The following is a 21,679-nucleotide window of genomic DNA, read 5'->3' as shown; positions in this document are numbered from 1 at the left end:
CTTCGTGTTTTATATGTGATTACTATTTCCTTCGCATTGGTTCAGCTAATCGCAATTGAGCTGGTAAGACGGTGTAATCAATCGGAAAATGCCCATTCATATAATATGATTCACCATCACTATGACAGACGATTCGGTCGGCTAAGGCGACAGAAACAGCTGGCGCTCGTTCCTGACTAACGTAGGGTAAATCAAGATGCTTTCCGCGGTAAACGAGCCAAAACATTTTAAAGAAAGTATTCGCATCTAAACCGTGCACAATCGTGACATCAAGCCATTGATCATCAGCCTTAGCTAACGGGGCGATTTGCATGCCTCCTCCAAAATAAGGTTGATTACTCACCGTTAAAAACCATACGCGCTCATACAAGGTGTCCTCACCATTCATAGACACCATCATAGAAAATGGCTTGAACGTCCTTAAAGCTTTGATGACGTAATAAGGATAGACGAGATGACCAAGCTTGAACCTATTCAATACCTTTTTTAGTCGTGATTGATTGACGTACTCACAGACTAACGCATCAAAACCGATGCCACTGTTATTCACAATCAATCGACTAAAATTTCCGTGTTTTACCTTTATAACATCTACGTGTGATTTCTTCGGATGACGGATGAATCGCTCGATTTCTTTTGGGTCTTCAAATGTTTTGAAATACCTACCAAAATCATTACCTGATCCGTTTTTAATCACACCTAGCGTGATTGGGTGAAGGCCAATGCCATTTAACACCTCATGTATGGTCCCGTCCCCACCGACAACAATAATTAACGATATTTTCTCTTCTTTTATTAAATGCTTGACAATTTTTGTCGCATGACCAGGGTAGGCGGTCATATATGTACGGTACGGAATCGTTAATTTTTGTTTGAATGTCTTAAAGGCCTTCACACCTTTACCTGATGTCGGATTTACTATAAAAGCTAGTCTCATGTTGTCACCTCATTTAACGCTTATCGGCTATTTTTTAAGCGTTTCTGGCTTTAATATCGGCTCAAACCAATATTTATTAAAGACAGAGACTAACGGTCCTAACGAGACAGCCACGACAAGTGTCCCTACACCAACAACCGCACCGAAGAAAAACCCAATTAATACAGCCGTTGCATCGACAATTAAGCGCGCTATCCCAAAAGGAATACGGTTATTCGTCATTTCTTGCATCATAAGTGGCAAAGCATCATAAGGTGAAACACCTAAGTTCGCTGTGACATATAATGATAGACCTGTTGATGAGATGAATACACCAACAAACAGCAAAATAAAGCGAATCCCTAACCCGATTTCCCCTACATCCATCGTCTGAAAGAAATAAACGATAAAGTCAGCCGTGTAACCTAGAAGAAACATATTAATAAAGGTCCCGAACCCAATAAGCTCCCGGCTATTTATAAATAGAAAGACAAACAATAATAAGTTAAACAAAACAGAATAAAATCCGAAAGATAATCCAAGTGTTGCACTGACACCTAAATTCATTGTCGCAAAAGGATCTGTTCCTAATTCGGCGATTCGTAACACACCAATCGCCATTCCTAATAATAGATTCCCAAATAACATCCCCATGATACGTTTTTGACTGAGTGACATCGTTTTGCCTCATTTCTTTTTTATGTCGTTAGTTATCTTACCACTATACCATATTTTAACTCATTGATACTAGCTATACTGACAGATCTATACCTTTTTAAAAAAAAAATAAACACGCGCAGCAACTATGCTACACGTGTCATCTACTAAGCTAAAACAGCTTGAATATCCTTCTCAAAATCCATCGGTTCGTCTGTTGGTTCAAAACGCTTTAGTATCTCACCATCACGACCTACAAGGAATTTAGTAAAGTTCCATTTAATATCGTTCCCAACAACCCACTCTGGATACTTATCTTCAATAATTTTTTTAATGAGTTTCCCATTCATCGTTGTCTCATCAAACCCAAGGAAGGGTTGGGTTTGTTTTAAGAATTGAAACAATGGATGAGCCTTCGCGCCATTGACATCAATCTTACTGAAAATAGGGAATTCTACCCGTAGTTCATTTGACAAAATTCAGCCGCTTCTTCATTTGTGCCTGGTTCTTGTGCGTTAAATTGGTTACATGGAAAACCTAAAATAGTCAGGCCTTGATCTTTATATTTACTATATAGCTTCTGCAGATCTTCAAACTGCGGGGTAAACCCACACTTACTGGCAGTATTTACCACCAGTAATACGTCACCCTTATATCGTTCTAAAGATACAAGATCACCTTCAATTGTTAGTGCTTCATAATCATATATTGTTGTCATCATATTCTCTCCTCTGTAATAAATAGTATCATTGTCATTATACATTAGTTATACAAAGGGAGAGGCATGATATGCTCAAAGTAGATAATTAATCACGCACAGTGAGTTGACATTTCCCGTGCTGTTTCGATTCATACATTGCTTCATCGGTTCGTTTAATAGCTGCTTGATAGTCACGATCTTTTGGCGAAAAAGCTGACAATCCAATCGATAGTGATATCGTGATCTGATTGGATTCTAATGCAAAGGGATGCGTGTCAAAATAATACAGGATGTGATCTAATCGCATAACCGTCTCTTCTTTTGTTAACTGATCGAGCACGATAACAAACTCATCCCCACCCCAGCGAATCAAGTGACCGTCTTCTCCTACAATCTCTTGAACAATAGCTGTCACGTGTTTTAATACGTTATCTCCTGCTTCATGGCCGTATTGGTCATTGATTTGTTTGAAATCATCGATATCAAACATCGCTAAGTATGCTTGTTTTTTCTTCAGATGATACATCTCAAATTGATGCGCAAGAATGCGCTCGCCATAACGTCGACTCTCAGCCCCTGTCAGTGGATCTGTACTTGCTTCTTCTCTTAATCTTTTCGTTGACTTACGTAAGTTTCTTTCCATAACGAAATAGACTAAAAAGAAACCTACCACAAGCACCAGTATTAAATACAGTAAAATATTCAGCACAGTTTGCGTTAATAATTTTTCGCTTTCTTCACGCACTTCACTCACATAACCGTCTAAATCATCTAAATGAACCCCCATGGCTACAATCCAATCGTAAGGCTCATAGAGTTTGGCATAAGTTACTTTCTTCGAGGATTTGTCTGAATGTAATTTATTAAAATAGTACGTAAAAAATAATTCTCCGTCATTATTTATCCCATTCAGTTCTGTTAAATAAGGTGTGTTGCCGACTGTATCTGTCGTATCTGTTGAGAGGAATTCATCTTCTGATTCAATCAAGTTCGGATGAATACGACGTATCGCATAATCCTCTCCACCTTCATAGTTAATGACTTCGTTCACCCAAATATACGCATCATTTTCAAATCTTTGATGATATATAATATCTCTAATATCTGACTGAACGATTGCGTCAATATACTGATGATTCACACCAAAAACACCGGTTAATGACCCCTTTTCAAGCGTCACTTCTGTTGCTAGGCTGATTCAATCTCTTCTTTAGACATTACTTGCCCACCACTTTCGGTTGAAAAAACGAGTGTGTCTGTCTTATGGTCAAATAAGTAGGCGGTCCATAAATGATCTTCACTTACCTGAAACTCCTGTTGATAAAGTTCAACAAAGTCGGTTTCTGACATATTTTCAGCTAAAGTCGATAGTCGTTCTAATCGTTTATTTGTATTCAATTGATAAACGGTTTGTTTCGATGCGCGTAAGCGCTCAATTTGACTAATCATGTTATTGACAGTATCTTTTAAAAAATCTTTTTTAAGTTCAAGTGCGACGTCTTCAATTTGACTGACATATACTTTTTCTGTTTCATTGTGCGATACGATTTGGAATATCAATACAATGGCACTAATAATGATCGCAATCATTAATGTTAAAAATCGATAATTGTTTTTCATGCGCCATCCCCCTATATAATCTATACGTCTTATGGCTTTTCTATCTATATTAGATTCTATGTTTACTTCATGTAAACGCTACACGGATTAGTTATATTTAACCGTTAATGAATGATGACTTACGAACTAGTAAGCGCTTTTCAATTATAGCACATCCGCATGTATTAGACACTGCCGATGACCTCCCATCACTCAAATTTAATTGACACTCTTCCATCTCTACCAAAATGCAGTCGCTCACTATATTTTTTCAGAAAATTATGTTAAATGAATAATAGATATGTTAAAATTATCTATATAGATAAAAAGAAGAGCAGATAAAAAAACATAGAAAGGCGGAAAAATATGCGACACACCATTCCACCTAAAGACCATGATAAACATAAAGACACTTTTGATCGGACGTTTTTCGGTAATCCTACTGTTATGTTTTTTGTTATTTTAGTTATTATTCTAGGTAGCCTTCTTTATAACTGGTTGTTTTGATTAATAGGTACAATATAAATACCTTTAAAATAAAAATGAGAAGTCCACTTTATAAGTGCGGACTTCTCATTTTTATAGCAACTCTTTGTTTAAAAATTATAACTGCGCACCATTTGATTTGATGACGTTCTTATACCAATCAAATGATTTTTTCTTCTTCCGTTCTAACGTACCAGACCCGTCATCATGCTTATCCACATAGATGAAGCCGTAACGTTTAGAATATTCCCCTGTTGACGCACTGACAAGGTCAATACAACCCCAAGACGTGTAACCGATTAAGTCAACACCGTCTTTCACTGCTTCACCCATTTGTTTAATATGTTCACGTAAATAGTCAATCCGGTAATCATCATTAATAGAGCCATCAGCTTCGACTTCATCATACGCACCTAAACCATTCTCTACGACCATCAGTGGTTTACGGTAACGACCATACAGTTCATTTAAGCTGATACGTAAGCCAACCGGATCAATTTCCCAGCCCCAGTCACTTGCTTTTAGGAATGGATTCTTCACCCCGCCAATAAGATTCCCTTGACCAAGTTCTTCTGGTGTCTTTTCTTTTTTATCAGTCCGTGACATATAGTAACTGAATGAAATAAAGTCAACGGTCCCGTTTTTAATGGTATCGAGATCGCCTTCTTCCATTTCAACCTTAATATCATTTTCTTCAAAGTAGCGATCGATAAAGTACGGGTATTCTCCGCGCACTTGCACATCACCACAGAAGAAGTTAAAGAGATCCGTTTCACGTCTCGTATGCATGACGTTGTCAGGATTTGAGTCATAGCTATAGACAGGCGCATAAATTAACATACAACCAATTTGTGAGCAGGAATAATTTCATGCCCTTTTTGTACCGCACGTGCACTCGCGACAAACTGGTGATGCAAGCCTTGGAAGCTCTCCTGCAATCTTGCTTCTTCACTTGACGGTGAGAAACCTAGACCAAAGAGCGGCATATGGGTCGCCCCGTTAATCTCATTAAAGGTCAGCCAGTATGTCACTTTATCTTTATAGCGCGTAAAGATTGTCTCGACATAACGATCAAAGAAGTCAATTAACTGGCGGTTCTTCCAACCGCCGTATGCTTTAATTAAGTGCAGGGGCGTTTCATAATGGGCGATCGTCACGAGTGGCTCAATATCATATTTTGCTAACTCATCAAAGACGCGGTCATAAAAGGCAAGCCCTTCTTCGCTTGGCTCTAACTCATCACCATTCGGAAAAATCCGACTCCACGCAATACTCATGCGGAACACTTTAAAGCCCATCTCAGCAAATAACGCAATATCTTCTTTATAACGGTGATAAAAATCAATACCTTCATGGTTTGGATAAGAATAGTTTGCTTCATCAATTTCAAAATCAAATCCAGGACTTGCGAGTAATTTTAAACGCGCTTTCCCACCTGGTAACACATCAGCTAAGTTTAAGCCCTTGCCACCTTCGTTAAAACCACCTTCAAATTGATTGGCGGCAGTTGCCCCGCCCCATAAAAAATCTTCTTTAAATGGATAACTCATAATTATTGTCCTCCTTTTTATTGCTTACACATACTTTTAATCCCTCTGTTTTCACGTTTTTTCACTTGCTCTTTGACCTGAAGTTTTTCCCTATAAATAAAACGTGACTTACTTTAGCCTTTACTAATAAGTTCTAAAATTAAATCATCTGTCGATACTGTTGCTGGTACGGTTACTTCGACGTGGTAGTTTGATGCATTTGTTACGACCACTGGTGTTGTCAGCGGGTAACCAGCTGCTTTAATTTTTTCAATATCAAACGAAAGGAGTTTTTGACCACGTTCAATGCGATCGCCTTGCTTAATGTGTGCGGTAAAATGCTCACCTTCTAACCTAACCGTATCCATTCCAACGTGAATTAAAATTTCTGCGCCTTCATCTGATGTGATCCCAATCGCATGATGCGTTGGGAAAAGCGATGTGACACTACCTGAAACAGGTGCAACAACTAATCCTTCAGTCGGTTCAATCGCAATACCTAAACCGAGTGCGCCTGAATTAAACGCTTGGTCATCAATATCTTCTAATTTTACAAACTGACCTTTGATTGGACTTGTTACAACGGTTGTTTCAACCAAACCTGCTTCAGGCGTCGTTACTTTTTTCCTGTGTTAACACCTGTCACAGGTGATTCAGCTTCTTTTTTATTAATATCACCGAATACCCATGTTAGGGCGAAAGCCAAAATAAAACCTAACACAGCAGCAATCACAGCGGCATAGAATCCCATATCAAAACCTTCTGGTGAAATAAAGCTTGGGAACTGGAAGGCACCAAGTCCACCCATGACATAACCTGTTGTTCTAAAGAAACCTAAGATGGCTCCACCAATCGCGGATGCAATCAACGTAATAATAAATGGTCTCTTTAAAGGTAAGGCAATACCGTACATACCAGGTTCTGTTACACCAAAGATCGACGAAATAAACGCTGGTGCACTTAATGTTTTAATCTTCTTATCTCTAGATTTTAACCACACAGCTAATATCGCACCCGCAAGTGCCCAAGAGTGTGAAAAAACTAGCGCTAAAATCGCATCATACCCTTGTGTTGCGAAGTTATTAATCGCAATTGGCACAAGTCCCCAGTGGAGACCAAACATAACAAACACTAACCAGAAACCACCTAAGATGGCTCCGGCAATCACTGGACTTAAATCATACGCCCAAACCGTAAATTGACCGAGTAACTGACTTGCCCATGTGGCAATTGGACCAATGACAATAAAGGTGATGGGTACAATAATGAGTAAAGTTAACATCGGCACTAAGAACATTTTAACAACAGATGGTACAACTTTTGCGAAGAATTTTTCAAGTTTAGCCGCAAAGAACGTTGAAATAATAATCGGAATAACCGACATAGAATACGTCATTAAAATAACCGGAATACCTAAAAATTCAATATAGACGGGTGACTCAAACATCGTGCCACTAAACAACGTATAAAGTGGCTCTGTCGCACCTGGAATACCTTCAAGTGCTGGATAGACAAGCGCCATCGCAATGGTCATACCAAGAAACGGTGTGCCACCAAATTTCTTCATGGCTGTATATCCAAGTAAAATTGGTAAGAAGTAGAAGAGTCCGTCACCTGTTGCATTTAAAATTTGATAAGTCCCACTTGTGTCTGTTAAAAATTCTAGTGCTACAAACAGGGCATTGAGACCTTTGATCATACCAGATGCCGCTAACACGCCAAGAATTGGTGTGAAGATCCCAGCAATTAAATCAATAAACCGATCAAATAAACTACCACTCGGCTCATCGGTTGCCTCGTCATCCGTTGCACTTCCATCTTTAAATCCACCGACACTAACAACCGCTTTGTATACGTCAGACACGTGATTACCAATAACGACTTGATACTGGCCCCCGCTCTGCATGACGGTCACAACGCCGTCCATATTTTTTAGCGCCTCTGTATCCGCTTTCTTCTCATCTTTTAATTTAAAACGTAACCGCGTAATACAGTGGACCACACTTTTTACATTGCTTTTACCGCCGACACGTTCAATAATGTCTTTTGCTAATTGTTCATGTTTCATGTTTAACACCCTTTCGTTTTGGTTGTTTGTATTTGGGTAATAAAAAAACCTGAATCAATCACAGAGACACACACGTGTCGTGTCCGTAAGATTGATCCAGGTTATGCCCAAAAAGGTAACATTCCTAAATGTTTAATATTCAGTTTGTCGTGTTAATTAATTAACAACTTCAATTTATCATGAGGAAAAACATCTGTCAACAAATATTTAAAGCGTTTTCATAATTTATTTACTTTTAATCATTAAGAACTATTTAAATTGAATATATTTACAATTAAATGATGATTACTGTTGCTTTTGTTGATTTTCTTTATATTCACGGTACGTTACTCGGTGAATATGAACGGTTAAATAGACACGTTCATCTTGTGAGAGTGGCCAATCAACATTCTTTTCTAAATACAGATTAATCCGCTCAGTACATTGATACGCTTGACTATATTTTCGCATCACTTGTTCATGCATAAAGTCATCCACGGTGTCTTCTGGTACTTCTTTGCGAATAAAGCGCACGGCGAAATAACGTAAATGTGTGACAAAGCGCTCATAGTTGATCGTTGTTTCATCGAGTTCCATTTGGTAAAAGTACTTGACGATATTTAAAATATTATCAACCATCTCGGTTACTTGAACCGCCGCCTGCATGTTTTCACCCGTCAACTGACTGTTGACTAAGTGCAGGGCAATCGAGCCTGCCTCATCTTCATTAAGACGAATACCGGTTCTATTTTCGATAATATCTAAACAACGTTTAGCGATTTGATATTCACGCTTATAATACTTTCTCACTTCATACAACAAATTGTTCTTTAACTCAATGCCTTGTTTGAACCGCGCAATCGCAAAACTCAAGTGATCAGTTAAGGCGACATATAAATATTCATTCAGTTCATACGGCACGTGCTTTTGTGCATAAATGAGAATTTCTGATGCTAAATCTAAATACTCTTCTGATGTGTACTTTAACAGTTGGTCAAGTTTTCCTGATGTCTCTTTATCTTTTAAGATAAATTGTTTTTCAATAGCTGATGGATCAATCGTCTGACCAGGTTTCTTTTGAAACGCAAGACCTCTCCCCATCACAACCATTTCCTGACCATTCTCATTCAAAGTGGTGACGACATTGTTGTTCAATACTTTCAAAATCTCCACTTTCTCACCCCTGTTGGATTTTTTCTACATCCCTATCGCTCATGTCACAGTCTGTCATTTTAAAACTTAAGGTCAATTATTTTCTATCATAGTTTATTCATTCTGACAAGTAAATATTAATTTTATCCTAACACAGAATCATAAAGTGAAGACAATTTTTCATCACCATTTCATTATCAACAGCAATAAAATCTGTTATACAACAAAAAGCCCAACCAATAAGATTGAGCTTTTAATTCTTATATTCCGCACATCAAATCGTTAATTCTAAATGATTCCCTTCTGGATCTAAAACGACACTTTCATAATAACCATCCCCGGTCGTTCTTGGACCGTCCATATGGCAGTAACCTTTCCGACATAGTTCATCGGTTAATTGATCAACTTTTTCTTTTGAACCTAAACTAATCGCTATATGCGCCCAACCTAACACCTGTTCATCATCTTTTTCGGTCACATCTGTCCGCGACATTAGTTCCAAGCGTGCTCCGGATTCAAACGTTAGAAAATATGACTGGAAACCTTTCTCTTTATTCGTATAGCGATTACCCGCCGTTGCACCAAAATGTTTTGTGTAGAAAAACACCATTTTTTCTAGGTCTTTGACCCATAAAGCAACATGATCAATTCTCATTTTCCTCACTCCTATCTAAAGATGTTATCACTCAACTAATGTAGTATATACAATTGTTTCATCATTAGACTATCTGTATACTGTACATTACCCGAAAAATGCAGTAGATAAAAGCGATATTAGATTATGACAAATAATTATAGTGTAAAAGAAGCTTTCTTGTTTCTACTCCGTTCTGTCACCTTGTAGAATGATTTGTGTGTGCTATAACAAGTCAAACGGTTTGCCGTTCAATCAGAGTAATATCAAATGGCCTATTCTCTCGATGTGGTGATAACACTTGGTCTAACAAAGCTTCTCCCATCGCTTTTAGCGGGATATGGATGGTTGTTAACTTTAATGCTTTTGCGATAGGCTCATCATTCAGTCCGATAACTGCACACTCCTCTGGTATAGTTAGACCAAATGCTTTAGCATGAATTAAAAATCCCGCTGCGACTTGATCACTTGTGATAAGTAATGCAGTTGGTGAGGGCTCTAGCTTCATCAGCTTTGTTAACACATCGATACTATCTTCCAAATACAAGGCACCATCAAACAATAGTCTTTGTTAAAGGGGAGATCATGGCGGGCTAAAAATGCACGATAAGTTTCTTCTCGTACTTTTGAATGCGTGCCGTTTCGGCGGTAGATTGTATAGCCAATGTTACGATGACCTTTTTGATATAAATATTCTAAAGCTTGGTTAAAAACATCTTGGTGGTCCACAAAGACAGACGAAAACTGATCGGACTTTCGTTGTTCTAACAAGACAATCGGACCGTACTGAACGTAATCTTCTAACACATGAAGCGGCGTCACTCTCGAACAAACAATCACCCCGTCCAATTGTTTTTGCCGCAACATGAGTAGCGCTTCTTGTTCTTTTTCTGCATCATAGTTTGTCGGAAATAGCATGAGTGTTTGTCCTTTTGCTTGTGCCTTTTCACTTATCCCAATCAGCACTTGAGCAAAATACGGGTGATCAAGAAAAGGTAAAATAACACCAATGACGTTCGTCTTCCCCTTACTCAAATGAACCGCATTCATATTTTGTAAGTACCCTGTTTCATCAATAGCCCGCTCAACCTTTATTCGCTTCGCTTCACTGACATAGGGGTGATGGTTTAATACCCGTGAGACCGTTGTAACTGATACACCTGCTCGTTTAGCTAAATCTTTTATATTCGTCATTATGCATAGTTCACCCCTTTCATTGTCTTTGATTTCCCTCTCAATATCACTTTTATTGTTATGACGTTTCTGATATCCGTAAATAATTACTAATAATCCCTTGATATGAAACGGGTTTCATCAGCTATACTAAGATATAGAAAGCATGCGTCGGCGTTAGAGAGACTTCTCGCGTAACGAGGATGCTTTTTTATTAATTAATTATTGCTTAAATACATCTAATCCTGGTAGAGCATCACCTTTAAAATCAAATAAACCCTGATTAGCCAGTGATTGCCTTCTTCCGCATTTTCATTAATATAGGCCATGCCGGCTTTTGTTGCCCATGTCGCCCCTTTAACAGGTAACCAACTAGGCTCCCAGTAAACGAAGCCTAAACCTTTATAACCCTCACCTTTCACCTCATCAATCGTGGCAATTAAGTCTGTTAAAAAAGCCGTTTGACCTTCGGTACTGGCGGGATATCCAGCGATTTTTGCCAGTGTATCTGAAAAAATATTCACTTCTCCATTAGGTGACTGATCAGTAAAACCAAAGGACGTTTCAACGATCATGAGATCCTTTTCAAACAGCTTACCCGCTAGTGTCATTGTTTTTGTTAGATCCGCTAATGTCCCATGCCAAAACGGGTAATACGATAGGCCAATAATATCAAAATCAACCCCACGGGCGATGATTTCTTTAAACCAGCGTTCATATAAATAACTAGCCCCACCAAAATCCAAGTGAAGGAGTACCTTCATATTTGGATATTCACGCACCGCTTTAACGCCTGCTTTCAACAATATACTTAAACGATCAAATGCTTGCTGCCCCTTTTGTAACGCACCGGTTTGTTCATCTTCAAACTGGTTAGCTTCTGGTGAAAAAATTGGCGTCTTTCCATCAGCCACAACATCCCGTTCGTCACTTCATTGCCCACTTGAACATACTCTGGCAAAACGTTTTCTTCTTCTAATTGACGAAGAACATGTTTTGTATAACTATAGACTTGCTTTTGTAAGTCATCAAAGCTTAATTTTTCCCAAGCCTTCGGTTTCATTTGTTTTCCAGGGTCTGCCCAAAAGTCTGAATAATGAAGATCTAACATAAAGGCGAGACGCTCTGCTTTTAAACGCTTTGCTAAGGCAATCGTTGTCTGTAAATCATTCGTGCCCCCGCCATACGGTTGACCAGTCTCATTGTAAGGATCCACCCATAATCTTAAGCGAATCAAATTAACACCAGAGGACTTCAGAATAGTAAATATATCCGTTGCTTGACCCTTTTTGCAAAATTCCCACCTCCATTTTCAACTGCTGCTAACATTGACACATCTACTCCACGAATATCTAAGCTCACACCAAAAACCTCATAACTATTTTTCATGTAATATATCTATCGTCTGATGATCAAAAAAAGGACCTTCTAACTCACTAAACATATACCACTTCAGTGATGTATCACCCGTTTGATCCCATAATGGATAACCTGGTAAGGCTTTGATTGCTTCGTGATCATCTTTTAAAGTTCCACTAAAAAAGCTCGTATTAAACTTAGTGAAAACCGTCGCCATTTGTCTTGTCTCATCCAGTGGTAAATCATACAATAAGACACGGCTCATTGCTTTATCATAACTAATAGATTCAAACGTAGCCTGGCTATACATATGAAAATTAACTGTTTCATCCGTATCTTGATGATCCTCATTTGCTAATGAAAATTCACCCGGCACCTCTAACGAGACCGCTTCGTACCGTAATGTTTGATCTTCATCAATCGTTACTAAACCATACAAATGCGGATAAACACTTAAGGCACCGGTGGCAATATCATACAAATCATCTTCCACCGCTGTATGTTGTACATGGATATGCCCACTAAAATGTGTTTTTACCCCAAACGTTTGAAATAGTTCTTTTATGCGGTGGTTATGTTCAATCGTAAAGTTGCGATTCATGTGAGGGTGATGTTCAAGTAAATTATGATGCGAGGCAACAATCGGCTGGACACCTTGTATGCTTGCTTCTTCTAGTACATTTTCTAACCACAGCTCTGTTTCTTGTCTTACCCTACCTGACGGTTGTGACGGGGTTTGTTTACTGTTATCTTCGTATTTTACGGTATCAAGCATCACAAGCCATAGATCGTCACGTAATGCTGCGACATAACTAAGTGAGGACTCATCTTTTGAAACAACCTGCGTGATATCTTGTTGATAAATTTGGTCAAAATCGTCAGGCGATGTTTTTTCTACCCGGAACACCTTATCTTTTGTAAAGCGTGAAGCATGATAATTATTAATGTCATGGTTACCTGGAATAACAAGCACCGCGATACCTTTCTCTCTTAATACTTCAAGTTTATTTGATAAATGTTCATGACTTAACTTTTCACCGTTAAGCGTTAAATCACCGCTGATTACGACGGCATCAGGTTTTACTTTAAGAACTTCTCTAACAAAGCTATCGACAATGAGCTCTAAATCATATAACATTTTCCCATCACCAGCTTGAAATAAATCATCATACACGGGTCCTTGTTCAATTAACGCATCCGTTAAATAATGCAAATCCGTTGCCAGCATGATAGCAATCTCTTCATCTGATTCGACAACCGATGTGACATGCTTATTAATATCAACAGCCACCATTGGTTCTCTGATCAATGACTGGAAACCTAACACGACTAAGCTTAAGCTAGTAAGTATCAAAAATATAATTAATGGACGTTTCATTATCGTTAACCTCTTTTACTTATCTGTCATGATTACTATAAGCGTACCGAATGCATCACCATTTGACAACTTAAACGTATCCGTCACATTTAAAGAAATTACCAATAGCCTTTATCACGATTTAAACATAAAAGAAGAGCAAATAGCTAAGCTATCGGCTCTTCTTTTATTATTGATATAAGACCGTCGTTTCATTACTTTTATGCTTTTTGTTTTTTTACTTTTTAGTTCTCTCTTATCTCTTTCACTTTTGATGTAGGAAAATGATTTCTTTTGCTAGGTCCGTAAATGTCATACTAGTCATAAGATGATCTTGTGCGTGTACCATAAGTAATGACACCTCTGTTTTCTGCCCTTGCGCTTCTTTTGTCAGTAAGGCGGTTTGGCTATGGTGGGCCTCTACAAACGCTCTTTCTGCTTGCTTAATTGAATCATCTGCCTTTTCAAAATCACCCTCACGTGCCGCTTTAATCGCTTCCATCGCATGACTCTTTGCATCCCCACTATGTGTAATGATCCCCATAATGACTGCCATAATTTTTTTGTTATCCATATTTTACACCCTTACTTCATTAATTTTTCTGCTAACAATAACACATTTTCCCCGTGCATCATACCGTAGTCTGACATCGGAATAACATCAACCGGTATATCTAAACCTGCGACTTTTTTCTTAAAGTCATCTAACATAAAACGCACTTGTGGTCCCAGTAAAATCACATCAACCGCAGACTCTTTAATATAACTATCGGCTTCTGAAGAAGATAGCGCAAAGATATTATGATGACGTGCCGTTTCTTTAGAAAAAGTTTGCATTTTTCCGACCAACAAGCTTGTACTCATTCCTGCTGCACACACTAACATGATCTGTTTATTTTCCACATTTAACACCCCTTATCTATTGATTGATCTTGCTACACGAGAGACCGTATGACGCATACCTCTAATGGCTTTACTCATAGCAAAGATATTTTCAACGGGCGCGAGACCGCCATAACCCGCATCACCGATATGTTGAATATCAACCCCACAAATTTTATTCTGAATCGCTATCTGTTTAATCGTATCTTCATCAGAACTTTCCTGACTGGTGCCTATTGCCGTCATCACTAAACCATCATGCGCATGAACATGTTGAACAATTTCTGTTAATGTTGCCGCATCAAAACCGGGTACCGTCCCAACGGCTGGGACTAAAATAATGTCTGCACCTTTATCGATAAAGCTTTTAACTTGTGCTGTTGAAACAACCGGCTCATTCACACCAGCACCATGCATTTTTCCAGCAATAATTAATCCTGAAAAATGTTCTTTGGCTAATTCAATCGCTTTTTCAATTTCTTTGTTACTGACACCTGTTCCCGGATTCCCTGTTAGACAGACAAAATCCATCCCTAATGTTTCAATTTGTTCAAAAGATGCTTTTGAAGCCTGTCGACCTTTAGAAATCACTAGCGTGTCTTCGTTCATTTCTGCCTCTGTATCAACGGGCTCTAAGTTCACACCGATTGGTGCTCCTGTTAAGTGATGAAGCTTTTCAACAAAGTCACATGCACTATGCTCTAAACCAAAAATAACAGGTTCAAATACATCGACACCATTTAATAATATAAGATCTGCCCCGAAAGCACGCGCCATTTCTGCATTTGTTATATCACCAATGAACGATTCCCTTGGGGCGACATTTTCTGAACAAATAACCCGACCCTCACTTGCTTTTATACTTAACTTTAGTTCTTCTTTCGATAATGCTAAAATGTCAGAAGCATTTGCACTTATGAGACGCTTAACCATGTTGTTCTCTCCTTAAAATATACTTTTAGTTACTAGATAATTCATCCGCTTTAAACCTTTTTTCAACCGCTAACACAAACGGTAAATATAGTAAAATATCGATAACAATTAACACCAATTGTAAGATGGATGCACTCACACTACCCGTTGCTAAAACACCACTGATAATTGGCGGCATCGTCCATGATGGTGCGGTATACGTAAGTGGTACCAACCCTGATAACATCGTTATATAAGCGATCACTAAGTTAAAGATAGGCGCTAAAATAAACGGCACAATCAATAGCACATTGAGGACAACCGGTACACCAAACATTGTTGGCTCATTAATATTAAACAAGCCCGGGACAACTGTTAACGGGGTTAAGACACGAGATTGACGGCTGGCATTCTTTTTCTTTGCTAAATAGGCTAAAGCTAAAACTAAACCAATCGTTGCTCCTCCACCACCAATGTAAACAAAATTGTCCATGAAAACCGTTGTGAAAATATGTTGGAGTTCTTCTCCCGCTTGGTATGCCGCACGGTTTTGATCAAGGTTGGACAACCAAAGGGGTTGCATAACCGAGTTCACAATATTTCCACCGTGAATACCTACAAACCAAAACAAACTATTTAAACCGACTAAAATGGAGACGCCAAATACATTATTACCGAGTAGACCTAACGGTTTACCTAACACGACTTGGGCTAGCTCGTGTATATGTGGCCAGTTAAAGGTATCAATTAGACCGTAGACAAATAACCAAAAAACTATAATGACGGCGCCTGGAATAATGGCACTAAAGCTTTTTGCGACAGCTGGTGGCACACTGTCCGGTAATTTAATTCGTATGTTTTTATTTATAAACCATTGATAGACATAACCATTGGTAAGACCTAAAATAATAGCAACAAACAACCCACGCGCAGCCATAAACGTCGTTGGCATCCCTGCGCCCATATCTGATGTAACAAAGGGGGTAACCGTTATAAAGGCTGCCAGTGAGATAATACCTGAGGCGACACCATCAACTTTATACTGTTTAGTAAGACTATAAGCAATACCAAAACTAGCAATTAAACCAATCAACCCAAAACTACTGTCTACACCTTTCCATAAGTAACCAGACACGCCGATCGTACCTAAGAAATCTTCCCAACCGGGAACAGGAAAACTGGCAATGACCATTAATAGCGAACCAATGATGATGAGTGGCATAGCCATGGTAATCCCATCGCGGATCGCAATTAAAAATTTGTTGTTTCCTAACTTACCCGCAAACGGCATTAATTTTTCTTGTAACACCTGATTAATATTTTTCATCAAAATCCTCCTCTTCTTGTCATTTATTTATTTTTTATAATCAAATAAATGACTTTATTAATATTAAAGATATAATTAATTACTTTTTATAATTAATTACCTTGTTATTATAGAACTAGACTGAAACCGTTGTCAATAGTTTTTGGTCAATTAATTATTATTTATAATTAATTTATGCTATAATCTAGAAATAGCACGATTAAAGGGGCGGACACGATGTCTTTAACAAAAAAACAACAACTCATACGCGCAACGATATTAGAAAAGATTTATGCTGAGCGACCGATATCTCGAATAGATATCGCTAAAGATACTGGCATCACTCCAGCAACAGTCAGTACAATAACAGCTGATCTATTAGAAGAAGAAAGCATTGTAGAAACAGGACAAATGAATAATCAACCAACAGCTGGAAGAAAAAAGATTCTATTAGATATTCCTAAAGAACGTTTTTATTTTGTTGGATCAGAAATATCAGAATCTCGATTTAGTTTTGTGCTAACGGATAATACAGGTGACGTTATAACAAGAGAAAAACACTATCCTTCTGATCAGTTATCTATGCACTCCGTGACTGATTACATTCAGACATTAAAGGCGTTCTTATCTCCATTTAATCAACAAGTCAGAGCCATAGGTGTTAGTTTACCTGGACATTATAATCAACAAAAGCCGGATGAGATCCTCACGAATAATAAGCGCTGGGAACACTTTAATTTAAAGACGTTACAGGCGGCTTTTTCACAACCGATGTATTTTGATAATAATGTAAACGCGATGACTATAGCTAAGAGATTATTTACAACAGACATACAATCAGAAAACTTTATTTATTTCCATGTTGGACATGGCATGCATTATTCTTATATGTTTGAAAATAAGTTATATCGAAAAGATAATTTTTTAATTGGAGAGATGGGACACACGATCGTAAATCCAGAAGGTGAATTATGTGAATGCGGTAAATACGGTTGTCTCCAAACTTACGCGAGTGAAACGTGGTTAATGAGAAAAGCGCGACTCGTTTATGACGCTAACCAAACAACCTTTCTTAGAGAGTTAAGTAATAATAAAGAAGCTTTAACAATGGATGATTTGCTTACGGCGGCTAAGCTCGGTGACCGAACAATGACGACTTTACTGCATCAAGCGATTAAATACTTAGCTGTATCGTTAACAAATTTAAATATGATGATTGATGCAGAAAAAGTATATGTTCATGGGAAATTGTTTAAATATGCACCTTTAATTGACCTACTGCATGAACAATTATCTTTTAAACCTTTACTAAAAGGATTTGAACAACGACAAGACGTTCTGGTAGAACCCTATAACTCTTTTAACGGCGCTGTTGGCGGGGCGGCTATTGCGATAACGTATGATTTAATTGCTTTTCCACATAACTAATCTTCTGAAGAACACTCGAAATAGAGGCGCAAACATAATAGCGTCACATCAAAACTTTCCCTTTGATGTGACGCTATTCATATTGTCTAAGATTTTTTTGATAGACCCAATCTTTTTAATTCCATCTGTTTGCTTTAAATGAACGGGTCACATTTAAAATTCAGCATATGTTTATTGACGCGATTGTCGAAACTCTCCAAATCCAATGAATATGATCCATACATAGGCGAGCGTCTTTGGAATCATCAGCATACCAATGAGCATATGAACGTGCGCCCAAAGGACAACAGGTATGTAAAAACCAAAAGATAAAACGACAGCAAGCGCTATTTTTTTAACGTTTTTATCGTTGTGTCGGACCCCACTTTTATAAAAAAGAACGATGATGATAAGACCCATAATCGCAAAAGGGATATTGCGGTGAATCGCCCATGTGACAGCTGGTTCATGAATAAACCATTGATTTTGCGGAAAGAAGCAAAGAGCAATGCGGATTGTGGCAAGAAGCCACATTGCACTATCCAGTTTTGGAACGTTTGAAATAGCGTAACGTTTTTTCCAAAGCGTATAGAGGATTAAATAAAAAATGGTCATGGTTATTGACGTAACAAACTTGCCAAAACCAAGCGAGACAGCATGATCTTCAAAACCTGTCGTTACTAAGGCAATGATTCTAGGAATCAGATGAAAAGCATCACCTAAACCCAATGTGACAGACATAATGCCAAACCATTTAAAATAGTTGTTGCCATTAGATGTTCTTATCATTGTGAGTCCGATAAGGACGACAGTGGTAAGATACGGGACATGAAAAATTGGTTCCATAATTGCTTGCATAAAAACGCTCCTTTTTGAGGTAAGTGTAGTGATAATCTTAGTATAGAGAAGCCGATTAAAACCTGCTTTAAGCGCATCTTAATTTCATCTTAAATCGGTTAAGGTTCACCATTTAAAATGACTGGCTATGGTATAATGAAAAAAATTGGAGGTCGATGTCATGAATGAAAAAACGTATCGTTCGACCATTCTCATCATAGATGACGAACAAGACATTGCCGATTTGCTTAAAACAGTGCTAACGCGTGAGGGGTTTAGTCATATTCATACTGCTCATACCGCAAAAGATGGACTAGAAAGTTTTAAGAGCATCATGCCTGACTTGGTGCTACTAGATATCATGTTGCCTGATGGCAACGGCTATGATTTGTTTTCAAAACTGCAAGCAATCAAACCCGTATCTATTTTATTTATTTCCGCAAAAGACGAGGAAATGGATCGTCTACTTGGATTTGCTATGGGGGCAGACGATTACATCACCAAACCTTTCAGCGCAAAAGAAGTCGCCTTTCGGGTGAAAGCTCGGTTGAGGGTCACACCTAATGAAAAAAAAGAAGACCCGCATTCAAACATCACCTTTGGCAACATAACCGTCGATTCTAAAGCGCGAATAGTGTATAAGAATGGCGAAATATTAGATTTTACGGCAAAAGAGCTCACGTTACTCCTTTATCTCGTACAGAATCCCAATCGAATTCTAAGCAAAGAAATGATCTGTGATGCCGTATGGGGCGAAGACTTCATTGGATTTGATAACACCATCTCTGTGCATATGAGAAAATTGCGACTCAAAATAGAAGAGGAACCTTCTCGTCCTAAATGGATTCAAACGGTGATAGGGCTTGGCTACAAGTTTGTCTTAAGAGGTGGGGATGCATGAGGGTTAGAATTATGATGCATTATGCCGGTTCTTTTTTTATCGCTTGCTTGTTTATCGTCATCATCAATATTTTTTACATGCGGAGCTATGTCTATAAAGAAGCTGATTTATACCACTTTACCCCATCGACAACGCTGACTCAGATTGATCAAGGTATTTTGCATGAAGAAGGACACACGTTTAGCCTCACTCCCGAACTGGCTGAGCATTTAGATCAAACAACTGTAGGTTTACAATTGCTAAATCCTCAGTTTAAAGAAGTGCTTCGTTATAATGTTCCTACAGACACCGCAACTGTGTACAGTCCTAATACCATTATTGAACTTTATGAGAATGATGCTGTTACAACGTTTGTTGAAACGATTTCAATCGTAGAAACGCCCTACACGGCGCTGCTATTTTACCATCCTGATCAAGTTAAGCGAACACTGTACACCTCAGATACAAAAAAAGTTAGCGCAGCTTACAATATGTATTGGCTGTTAGGGATGAATGTCATGGTCTTGTTGATGATCAGTTATATTTATACGTATAGCATAAGCCGACCTATTCATAGAATCACCAACCGAATTGTCCTGCTTTCAGAAGGCGATTATCAAACCAAAGAGCCAGGACGTGGCATTTATGCCGTTGTTGAGAAGGCAATGAATCAGCTGAGCATACAACTCGCTGCGTCTAGAAAAGCAAGTGAAGAAGCTGATGCCATGCGTGAGGAATGGATTTCAAACCTGTCTCATGATATCAAGACGCCGTTAACATCTATGATGGGGTACGGAGAACTGTTAGGTGAAGCTTGTGATGACATGAGCGAAGAAGAACGGCAACATTATAAAGAAGTGATAGTAAAAAAAGGCACGTATATTGAAACATTGCTTGCAGACTTAAATTTAACGACGCGCTTGAAACACTCTGATCATTTTTTGCAGTGCGAACCCGTTAATCTTATACAGGAGATTAAGCGTGATTTAATTGACGTACTCAACAGTCCGCGTCTTTTAAACCAAGACCATACAGTGGCCTTTACACACACGCATGATGTCGTCTCAGTTAAACTAGATAAGTCACTATTTAAACGCGCGTTGCTCAATTTAGTTTACAATAGTTTTGTACACAATGAAGCGCCTGTTTCGGTGAATGTCCATGTGGACAGTCGTGATGAGCATTGGGTAACCATTCATATTGATGACAATGGCGTAGGGGTAAGTGATCAGGAACTAGACCATATATTCACACGCTATTACAGAGGAACACATACACAGGCCAAAAGTGAGGGCAGTGGACTGGGAATGGCCATTGCAAAAGACATTGTGGAGGCTCATGAAGGGCGTATAAAAGCAGAAAAAAGTCCGCTTGGCGGACTAAAAATAACCATTCATTTAAGGAGGATACCATCCAATGAAACATTATCTTAATGCCGCTATCGTTTATACTATTTTAGGACTCACATCAGGTGTTTTTTATCGTGAGTTTACTAAGTTATCGGGCTATACAGAAAGTACTCGCCTATCTTTAATCCATGGGCATTATATCAGCTTAGGTCTATTTTTCTTCTTGTTTCTATTGATTCTAGAAAAGCAATTCGCTTGGTCACGTTTTCCAAAGACCAAAGGCCTTGTGATTGGTTATCACATAGGACTGAACATTAGTATTATCGGATTTTTGATCCGTGGTGTAACCGAGGTACTGGGCACGACTATGTCAAGTGCACTAAACGCGTCGATTTCTGGCATATCAGGCATCGGGCACATCGTGTTAGCAGTGACGCTCATCATGATCCTATTCCGAGTGAAAAAAGCGCTATAACCTTTAACTTTCGCTAACATGA

At 38.5% G+C, this 21,679-nt stretch carries 21 protein-coding genes and 3 pseudogenes; 5 read left to right on the top strand and 19 right to left on the bottom strand.

Translation table 11 applies throughout. The annotated features are described in order from the left end of the window. Window positions 1-22: 22 nt before the first annotated feature. The 5 genes and pseudogenes from JCM19043_RS09695 to JCM19043_RS09675 form a co-directional block, all read right to left on the bottom strand. Window positions 23-937, bottom strand: a complete 915-nt coding sequence (locus JCM19043_RS09695; protein ID WP_062322083.1) for a diacylglycerol kinase family protein — start codon at window positions 935-937, stop codon at window positions 23-25. Window positions 938-964: 27 nt separating this feature from the next. Further along, window positions 965-1,594, bottom strand: a complete 630-nt coding sequence (locus JCM19043_RS09690; protein ID WP_062322081.1) for a YitT family protein — start codon at window positions 1,592-1,594, stop codon at window positions 965-967. Window positions 1,595-1,740: 146 nt separating this feature from the next. Next, window positions 1,741-2,291: pseudogene (locus JCM19043_RS09685) on the bottom strand (glutathione peroxidase). An 88-nt stretch (window positions 2,292-2,379) separates the two neighbouring features. Then, a complete protein-coding gene (locus JCM19043_RS09680) occupies window positions 2,380-3,453 on the bottom strand; it encodes a sensor domain-containing diguanylate cyclase (protein WP_062322079.1) in 1,074 nt (357 codons plus the stop codon). 8 nt (window positions 3,454-3,461) lie between these two features. Beyond that, window positions 3,462-3,893, bottom strand: coding sequence for a hypothetical protein (locus tag JCM19043_RS09675; protein ID WP_062322077.1), 432 nt, complete (start codon window positions 3,891-3,893; stop codon window positions 3,462-3,464). 345 nt (window positions 3,894-4,238) lie between these two features. Here JCM19043_RS09675 and JCM19043_RS16460 point away from each other — a divergent pair, with 345 nt between their 5' ends. Next, window positions 4,239-4,379 carry a hypothetical protein gene (locus tag JCM19043_RS16460; RefSeq protein WP_156321384.1) on the top strand — a complete coding sequence of 47 codons (141 nt, stop codon included), beginning with the start codon at window positions 4,239-4,241 and terminating at the stop codon, window positions 4,377-4,379. 96 nt (window positions 4,380-4,475) lie between these two features. Here JCM19043_RS16460 and JCM19043_RS09670 read toward each other — a convergent pair. From JCM19043_RS09670 to JCM19043_RS09620, 13 genes and pseudogenes are all read right to left on the bottom strand, one after another. After that, a pseudogene (locus JCM19043_RS09670) lies at window positions 4,476-5,908 on the bottom strand (glycoside hydrolase family 1 protein). 113 nt (window positions 5,909-6,021) lie between these two features. Then, window positions 6,022-7,955 (bottom strand): annotated as a pseudogene (locus JCM19043_RS09665) (beta-glucoside-specific PTS transporter subunit IIABC). 285 nt (window positions 7,956-8,240) lie between these two features. Continuing rightward, window positions 8,241-9,107, bottom strand: a complete 867-nt coding sequence (licT, locus tag JCM19043_RS09660; protein ID WP_062322075.1) for a BglG family transcription antiterminator LicT — start codon at window positions 9,105-9,107, stop codon at window positions 8,241-8,243. Window positions 9,108-9,360: 253 nt separating this feature from the next. After that, window positions 9,361-9,741 (bottom strand): VOC family protein, encoded by a 381-nt coding sequence (locus JCM19043_RS09655; protein WP_062322074.1) that lies wholly within the window; start codon window positions 9,739-9,741, stop codon window positions 9,361-9,363. Between the two features lie 214 nt (window positions 9,742-9,955). Beyond that, on the bottom strand, window positions 9,956-10,228 hold the full coding sequence (locus JCM19043_RS17640; protein ID WP_231631487.1) for a substrate-binding domain-containing protein: 273 nt from the start codon (window positions 10,226-10,228) through the stop codon (window positions 9,956-9,958). Window positions 10,229-10,236: 8 nt separating this feature from the next. Next, on the bottom strand, window positions 10,237-10,914 hold the full coding sequence (locus tag JCM19043_RS09650; RefSeq protein WP_231631486.1) for a LacI family DNA-binding transcriptional regulator: 678 nt from the start codon (window positions 10,912-10,914) through the stop codon (window positions 10,237-10,239). A 218-nt stretch (window positions 10,915-11,132) separates the two neighbouring features. Further along, window positions 11,133-11,807, bottom strand: coding sequence for a glycosyl hydrolase 53 family protein (locus JCM19043_RS17635; RefSeq protein ID WP_231631485.1), 675 nt, complete (start codon window positions 11,805-11,807; stop codon window positions 11,133-11,135). Next, a complete protein-coding gene (locus JCM19043_RS17630) occupies window positions 11,705-12,130 on the bottom strand; it encodes a glycosyl hydrolase 53 family protein (RefSeq protein WP_255349956.1) in 426 nt (141 codons plus the stop codon). Before JCM19043_RS17630 ends, JCM19043_RS17635 begins: the two co-directional genes overlap by 103 nt. Before the next feature lie 141 nt (window positions 12,131-12,271). Next, window positions 12,272-13,630 carry a metallophosphoesterase gene (locus tag JCM19043_RS09640; RefSeq protein ID WP_062322072.1) on the bottom strand — a complete coding sequence of 453 codons (1,359 nt, stop codon included), beginning with the start codon at window positions 13,628-13,630 and terminating at the stop codon, window positions 12,272-12,274. Between the two features lie 244 nt (window positions 13,631-13,874). Further along, on the bottom strand, window positions 13,875-14,183 hold the full coding sequence (locus JCM19043_RS09635) for a PTS lactose/cellobiose transporter subunit IIA (protein WP_062322070.1): 309 nt from the start codon (window positions 14,181-14,183) through the stop codon (window positions 13,875-13,877). An 11-nt stretch (window positions 14,184-14,194) separates the two neighbouring features. Next, the gene (locus JCM19043_RS09630; protein ID WP_089854835.1) at window positions 14,195-14,512 is read right to left on the bottom strand and encodes a PTS sugar transporter subunit IIB; all 318 of its coding nucleotides are present in this window, start codon (window positions 14,510-14,512) and stop codon (window positions 14,195-14,197) included. Window positions 14,513-14,524: 12 nt separating this feature from the next. Continuing rightward, window positions 14,525-15,424, bottom strand: a complete 900-nt coding sequence (locus tag JCM19043_RS09625) for a hypothetical protein (RefSeq protein ID WP_062322068.1) — start codon at window positions 15,422-15,424, stop codon at window positions 14,525-14,527. A 25-nt stretch (window positions 15,425-15,449) separates the two neighbouring features. Next, window positions 15,450-16,730: a PTS sugar transporter subunit IIC gene (locus tag JCM19043_RS09620; protein ID WP_062322066.1), complete on the bottom strand. Its 1,281-nt coding sequence runs from the start codon at window positions 16,728-16,730 to the stop codon at window positions 15,450-15,452. A 216-nt stretch (window positions 16,731-16,946) separates the two neighbouring features. Between JCM19043_RS09620 and JCM19043_RS09615 the strand changes: the two genes are divergently transcribed. After that, a complete protein-coding gene (locus JCM19043_RS09615) occupies window positions 16,947-18,137 on the top strand; it encodes an ROK family transcriptional regulator (protein ID WP_062322064.1) in 1,191 nt (396 codons plus the stop codon). 171 nt (window positions 18,138-18,308) lie between these two features. Here JCM19043_RS09615 and JCM19043_RS09610 read toward each other — a convergent pair whose 3' ends face one another. Next, window positions 18,309-18,974, bottom strand: coding sequence for a hypothetical protein (locus JCM19043_RS09610; protein ID WP_062322062.1), 666 nt, complete (start codon window positions 18,972-18,974; stop codon window positions 18,309-18,311). Between the two features lie 160 nt (window positions 18,975-19,134). On the opposite strand from JCM19043_RS09610, the gene JCM19043_RS09605 reads away from it, so the two are divergent. Genes JCM19043_RS09605 through JCM19043_RS09595 form a run of 3 tightly spaced genes read left to right on the top strand, consistent with a single transcriptional unit; the run spans window position 19,135 to window position 21,657 of the window. Further along, the gene (locus JCM19043_RS09605) at window positions 19,135-19,854 is read left to right on the top strand and encodes a response regulator transcription factor (RefSeq protein WP_062322060.1); all 720 of its coding nucleotides are present in this window, start codon (window positions 19,135-19,137) and stop codon (window positions 19,852-19,854) included. Then, the gene (locus tag JCM19043_RS09600) at window positions 19,851-21,266 is read left to right on the top strand and encodes a sensor histidine kinase KdpD (RefSeq protein ID WP_062322058.1); all 1,416 of its coding nucleotides are present in this window, start codon (window positions 19,851-19,853) and stop codon (window positions 21,264-21,266) included. The genes JCM19043_RS09605 and JCM19043_RS09600 overlap by 4 nt, the downstream gene beginning before the upstream one ends. Continuing rightward, complete coding sequence (locus tag JCM19043_RS09595) at window positions 21,250-21,657, top strand: DUF2871 family protein (protein WP_062322056.1); 408 nt, start codon at window positions 21,250-21,252, stop codon at window positions 21,655-21,657. The genes JCM19043_RS09600 and JCM19043_RS09595 overlap by 17 nt, the downstream gene beginning before the upstream one ends. The last annotated feature ends 22 nt before the right edge of the window (window positions 21,658-21,679 follow it).

It is taken from the genome of Halolactibacillus sp. JCM 19043 (assembly GCF_001310395.1).
In the GTDB taxonomy this organism is placed as follows: domain Bacteria; phylum Bacillota; class Bacilli; order Bacillales; family Amphibacillaceae; genus Halolactibacillus; species Halolactibacillus miurensis.
Note: the sequence above shows the minus strand (reverse complement) of the source record. Positions and strands in the feature narration are given on the sequence as shown.